The following is a 766-nucleotide window of genomic DNA, read 5'->3' as shown; positions in this document are numbered from 1 at the left end:
GGGCAGTGGGCCGAGGCGCCCGCATCGTGGATGAGGCGCACTGGGACGGCCTGCCCACCGGCGTTGGCCGTCGCGTCACCACCGGGAACGAGCTGCCGTCACCGCGCCGCGGCCGGGCTCCGCAGGCGGGGAGCGGACCGCTGCAGGCTCTGCTGAACCGGTCCGCGGCCGCAAGCGTCGAGGTCGGCCGGCGTCCTTTGTCGGTCTATGACGAACTGACCGGCACCCGCCCCTTCACCACCAACGCACCGACGAAGGAAGCCCGTTGAGCGAGCTGACCAGCAACCGCATCCGTGCCACCGCCGTCAAACTCGGCCTGCCGCACCTGGCCGAAGCCCTCAACCAGTACATCCATCGAGCCGACGAGGCCAAGATGGGCTATCTCGATCTGCTCGACCTGGTGCTGGCCGAGGAGCTCGCGGTCCGTGACGACCGCCGGTTCCGCAACGGGCTTCGCTTGTCGAAGCTGCCGCACCACAAGACGCTCGAGGACTACGACTTCTCCTTCCAGCCCGAGCTTGACCCGCGCAAGGTCAAAGACCTGGCCACCCTGGCCTTCCTCGAGGACAAGGCCAACGTCGCCCTGCTCGGACCTCCCGGAGTGGGCAAAACGCATATTGCTGTCGCCCTCGCGGTTGCAGCCTGCCGGGCCGGCTACTCGATCTACTTCACCAGCCTCGACGACATGGTCCGCCAGCTCAAAGCCGCTGAGGACCAGGGCCGGCTGATGAGCAAGCTCACCGGCTACCTCCGCCCCGCCGTTCTC

Annotated in this window: 1 protein-coding gene and 1 pseudogene; both read left to right on the top strand. The window is 68.1% G+C overall.

Annotation, left to right across the window (positions count from 1 at the left end; genetic code table 11):
- A pseudogene (locus IE265_RS38065) lies at window positions 1-269 on the top strand (IS21 family transposase); the annotation flags it as partial.
- Window positions 266-766, top strand: a 501-nt coding sequence (locus tag IE265_RS38060; RefSeq protein ID WP_190040375.1) for an ATP-binding protein, incomplete at its 3' end; no start/stop codon positions are given. The pseudogene IE265_RS38065 and the gene IE265_RS38060, both read left to right, overlap by 4 nt.

This window comes from Streptomyces fructofermentans, from assembly GCF_014651055.1.
In the GTDB taxonomy this organism is placed as follows: domain Bacteria; phylum Actinomycetota; class Actinomycetes; order Streptomycetales; family Streptomycetaceae; genus Streptomyces; species Streptomyces fructofermentans.
This window is presented reverse-complemented; position numbering and strand designations above follow the sequence as displayed.